At 60.2% G+C, this 5,182-nt stretch carries 4 protein-coding genes; all 4 read right to left on the bottom strand.

Annotated features, from left to right (window positions below; all coding sequences use genetic code 11):
• A partial coding sequence (locus ACT84W_RS09455) for an HAD-IC family P-type ATPase (RefSeq protein WP_444329016.1) occupies positions 1-781 on the bottom strand: 781 nt, incomplete at its 3' end.
• Between the two features lie 237 nt (positions 782-1,018).
• Positions 1,019-2,473 carry a pyruvate kinase gene (gene pyk / locus ACT84W_RS09450; protein WP_432291486.1) on the bottom strand — a complete coding sequence of 485 codons (1,455 nt, stop codon included), beginning with the start codon at positions 2,471-2,473 and terminating at the stop codon, positions 1,019-1,021.
• 66 nt (positions 2,474-2,539) lie between these two features.
• Positions 2,540-3,541 (bottom strand): 2-hydroxyacid dehydrogenase, encoded by a 1,002-nt coding sequence (locus ACT84W_RS09445; RefSeq protein WP_432291487.1) that lies wholly within the window; start codon positions 3,539-3,541, stop codon positions 2,540-2,542.
• Positions 3,542-3,676: 135 nt separating this feature from the next.
• Positions 3,677-5,005, bottom strand: coding sequence for an alpha-amylase family glycosyl hydrolase (locus ACT84W_RS09440; RefSeq protein WP_444329015.1), 1,329 nt, complete (start codon positions 5,003-5,005; stop codon positions 3,677-3,679).
• Positions 5,006-5,182 lie beyond the last annotated feature (177 nt).

Below are 5,182 nucleotides of genomic sequence, written 5' to 3'. Positions count from 1 at the left end.
TCACGATAACGAGCTTAGTCAGGATGTGCGAGAGCTCGTCGAGCTTGACCTGCAGCGGGGTCAGCTCCTCCTTGGCCTCGGTGAGGGCGCCCGCGATCTTGCCCATCTCGGTGTCCATGCCGGTGCCCACGACGACGGCGCGGCCGCGGCCGTAAACGACGGTGGAGCCCATGTAGCACATGTTCTTGCGGTCGCCCAGGGGCACGTCGTCGGCGCCGTCGAGGGCGATGGCGTCGGTGTGCTTCTCCACAGGCACGGACTCGCCGGTGAGGGCGGCCTCCTCGATCTTCATCATCGCGCTCTCGAGCACGCGGCAGTCGGCGGGAACGGAGTCGCCGGCCTCCAGAAGGACGATGTCGCCGGGCACGAGCTCGGAGGAGTGCAACATGACGAGCTTGCCGTCGCGCATGACCTTGGACTGGGCGGCGCTCATCTCCTGCAGGGCGGCGAGGGCCTCCTCGCTCTTGGCCTCCTGGATGACGCCGAGGGCGGAGTTGATGATGACGACCGTCATGATGATGATCACGTCGGCGAAGTCGATCTCCCCCTGGATGGCGCCCGTGACGGCGCTGATGATAGCGGCGACGATCAGCATGATGACCATGGGGTCGGCCATCTGCTGGAAGAAGCGGATCCAGAGCGGGGTCTTCTCGGCCTCTTCCAGCTTGTTCGGGCCTAACTTGGCCTGTCGGCTCGTCGCCTCGGCGGAGCTCAGGCCGCCTTCGGCATCGGTGTTCTGCTCGCGCAGGACATCGTCGGATGAAGACAAATACTCTTTCATTCGATTCCCCCTCCTGGGTTCTCTTTTTTGCGGCCGGCAGATTGATGCCCGATCATAATTCCCAGGAGAAGGGCAAGGGCTCATCAAGGTTGCCGTGCCGGCCGCGCCTATAAAGCTTCAGTATTCTACCCCATAGCGCCACGGCGACAAAAGCAAGCGGTGCCTAGTGCCGCACCACAGATAAAAAACGGCCCCGTCCAAGTGGGCGGGGCCGCTAGCTTACCTAAGAATAAGCTCTTACTGAACCTGGGCGATCATGGCGAGGTTCGTGGAGGTGGTGTAGTCGCCCTGGCGCGGCGAGGTCTGCGGGTCGCCGGCGGTGAGGACCACGATGTCGCCGGACTCGACGACCTTGTTCTGCTTAGCGGTGGTCAGCGCGTTGTAGAGCGTGCCCGTGAGCGAGCCTTGCTCGGTCGTGCGGAAGGAGTAGACGCCCCAGTAGAAGCAGGTGCGGCGCACGGCCTCCTCGGAGGGGGACATGGCGTAGAGCGGCTTGGCGGGACGGAACTTGGAGACCAGGCGAGCGGAGCGGCCGGAGTGCGTCGGGACGATGATGCACTTGGCGTTCACGCGGTCGGACATCTCGACGGCGGCGAAGCCGGTCGCGCCGTTGACGTTGCGGACGCCGTGGCGGTCGTAGTAGTTCTTGTTCTCCTCGATGTACTTCTCGGTCTCCTTGCAGATGTCAGACATGGTGCTGACGGCGTCGACCGGGTACTTGCCGGCAGCGGTCTCGCCGGAAAGCATGACGCAGTCGGTACCGTCGTAGACGGCGTTGGCGACGTCGTTGACCTCAGCGCGGGTCGGGCGCGGGTTGCGCTGCATGGAGTCGAGCATCTGGGTAGCGGTGATGACCGGCTTGTAGTGCTCAGCGCACTTCTTGATGATGGTCTTCTGGATGTGCGGGACCTGAGCGGCCGGGACCTCGACGCCGAGGTCGCCACGGGCGACCATGATGCCGTCGGAGACGTGCAGGATCTCGTCGAAGTTCTGGACGCCGAGGGCGCTCTCGATCTTCGGGAAGATCATGACATTGGGCGCGCCCATCTCGACGCAGATGTTGCGGATCTCCTCGACGGCCTTGGCGTCGCGGATGAAGGAGGCGGCGATGGCGTCGATGCCGAGCTCGCAGCCGAACATGATGTCGGCGCGGTCCTGGGCGGTGACGGAGGGGAGGCCGATGTTGACGTTCGGGACGTTGACGCCCTTCTTCTCGCCGATCTCGCCGCCGTTGGTCACGATGCAGTACATGTCCTGGCCCTCGACGTGGTCGACCTCGAGGCCGATGAGGCCGTCGTCGATCAGGAGGATGGAGCCCTTCTCGACCTCAGAGGGGAGGTTGAGGTAGTCGAGCGAGATGTGCTCGGCGGTGCCGTGGAAGTCCTCGGTGGTCTCCTGGGCGGTGACGACGAGGGTGTCGCCGGTCTTGACGGTGACCTTCTTGCCGTCCTCGAGCAGGCCGGTGCGGATCTCGGGGCCCTTGGTGTCGAGCAGGATGGCTACGGGGATGCTGAGCTCCGCGGAGAGTCGGCGGACCTTCTCGATCATCGAGCGGTGGTACTGGTGGGAACCGTGCGAGAAGTTGAAGCGGGCAACGTTCATGCCGTGCAGGATGAGCTGGCGCAGGACCTCCTCGTCCTCGGTGGCCGGACCCATGGTGCAGACGATCTTGGTCTTCTTGCTGTAAGCCATGTTTTCCTCTTTCTACTGGCTCGGGGTTTCGTTGAACAGGCACTCAGGCGTGTCGAATAGCTTTGTTTAGCAGACAACCGAACGGTCGACGAAATCAGTGCCGTTGGCAAGCGCGCGGGCATTGTCGAGCGTGACGCGCGCGATCTCGCCGAGGGCTTCCTTGGTGAAGAACGCCTGGTGAGAAGTCATGACGACGTTCGGGAAGGAGCACAGGCGAGAAGTGACGGAGTCGACAATCTCACCGGAGCGGTTCTGGTAGACGTTCGGGCCCTCCTCGTCGTAGACGTCGAGGCCGGCGGCGCCGATCTTTCCGGAAAGGATGCCGCGGATGAGCGCCTGGGTGTCGACAAGGCCACCACGGCCGGTGTTCACGAAGATGACGCCGTCCTTCATCTTGGAGATGGACTCGTCGTTGATCATGTGGCGGCTCTGCTCGTTAAGGAAGGCGTGCAGCGAAATCAGGTCGCTGCGACGGTAGAGCTCATCGTAGTCAACGTACTCGTCAACGATGCCGTCGTCGACGAGCTTCTGGTTCGGGTAGAGGTCGCTGCCGAGGACCTTCATCCCGAAGCCCTTGCAGATGCGGCAGAGCGCAGCACCGATGCGACCGGTGCCGATAATGCCGGCGGTCTTGCCGTGCAGGGTCTCGCCGACGAGGCCCTCGAGGTTGAAGTCATTCTCACGGACACGGATGTAACCTTTGTGGATGCGGCGGTTGGCGCAAAGGGCAAGGCCCATAGCGTGCTCGGCGATGGCCTCGGGCGAGTATGCGGGAACACGGGTGACCTTAAGGCCGAGATCCTCAGCAACAGGCACGTTGACGGCATCGAAGCCAGCGCAGCGCATGAGAACGAGCTTGACGCCGAAGCCGGCGAGAATCTCGAGGGTCATGGCACCAGCGTCGGCATTAACGAAGGCGCAGACGGCGTCATAGCCACGGGCGAGGGCGGCAGTCATCGGAGTAAGGTTGGTCTCGATGAAGTCGATCTTGATTTCAGGGTAATCCTTGAGCTCCTTAGTGAAGGAGTCCTTGTCGTAGCTCGCGGTACCGTAGAACAGAATCTTCATCGCGTTTCCCTTCGAATATCCGCACGCATCTACGCACGGTTTAACCCTACGCTTGCCTAGTATAAATCAGGTGATCGGTAGGTTATAGTCCAGTAAACGGTTAACATAAACGAATTTTAATGGGAAACCCGGTTGCTATTCACATTTCCAATAGCAAACCGAATAGGGGGCGAGCTCCGAACCCCCGCCGAAATCATGCGTTTGCCCGGAGATTAAATCTATGCCGATTCCCGACTGGGCATCGAAGTGCATCACTGCCGGTTCCGCCGAAGCGTTGACTGCCACGATCACACGCTCATCCTCGAATGTTCTGCGGAATACGAGTTGCAGCGGCTGAACAGCCAGCTGCTCATACGAGCCCCAGATGATGGCCTTGCTCTGAGCGCGCGCCTTTGCCAGGCCCGAGATCCAGTCTGTAAGGTCATTCCACTCAGGCTCCTCGAGCGCCGGGCGAAGCTCATAGTCTCCGAAGTTCTGCTCGCCCTCGATCCCCCATTCGCTCCCGTAGTAAACGCACGGTACGCCTGCCATACCAAAGAGCAGGCCGTAGAGCGGTTTGAGCAGGTCTTTGTTTTCAAGCTTCGTCGCGATGCGCGGCACGTCGTGATTGTCCACGAAGTCCAACAGATGCTTACCCGTGTAGAGGTCCCACGGGTGGCTTCCGCTCTGACGCTCGAGCGCATAGGCGACCTCATGCATATTCGAGGAGTTCATCGAGGACCAGAGTCCCTTATACGCCTCGTAGTTCGTGACGGTGTCGCACAGCTCATCGCCCATCCAAAGGTTGTAGTCGCCGAACATCGTCTCGCCAAGGAGAAGGAACTTATCCCCACGCTTCTGCGAGATCTCGTCGGCAATCCGGCGAAGGTAGGCAAGGAATCCCCGATCGAGGCAATACGCAACGTCGAGCCTCAGGCCATCGATGCCGTAATCGCTCTCCCATCCGCGAATCACATCGGCAAGATACTCATTCAGCTCATTTGAATGATGGTTGAGCTTAATCAAGTAAGGAACGCCCTGCCACGTGGAATACGAGAAGCCGTCGTTCCACTCGTTGTTCCCGCCCCAGTCGATCTCGAACCAGCTGGCAAAAGGGGAGTCCCCGTGCTTCTCCTGCACGTCTTTGAACGCCCAGAAACCGCGTCCCGCATGGTTGAACACTCCGTCAAGAAGAACTCGGATACCCGCCTCATGGCAAGCAGCGACCACAGCCCTCAGGTCATCGGAATCCCCTAGGCGACAGTCGACCTTCGTATAGTCACTCGTATCGTATCCATGACTGAGGCTATCGAATACAGGGTTCAAGATGAGACATGTGACTCCGAGCCTCTGCATATGGTCGATCCAGCCGTCGTCAATGAGCTTACGAAGACGATGCACGAGAACGCCGTCGTTCTCGTGAGGAGCACCGCAAAGCCCAAGCGGATAGATCTGATACGCAAAAGAAGGCTCGAACCAACTCATAGGAATTCCTTTCTTCTAGGCCTTCCTGAGTATACGTTCGTCACAAGACAAAAATACGAAAAGAGAAGCGACCGGCTTTACGCAACCGCCCACCGAAAACAAAGAGAGAGCTACCGCATACCCGCCGAGATCGCGCATTTTTACAAAAGAGGGCTCCAAGAGGCCCATTCTGTGGGG

This window comes from Paratractidigestivibacter sp. (assembly GCF_052362415.1).
GTDB lineage: Bacteria > Actinomycetota > Coriobacteriia > Coriobacteriales > Atopobiaceae > Paratractidigestivibacter.
Note: the sequence above shows the minus strand (reverse complement) of the source record. Positions and strands in the feature narration are given on the sequence as shown.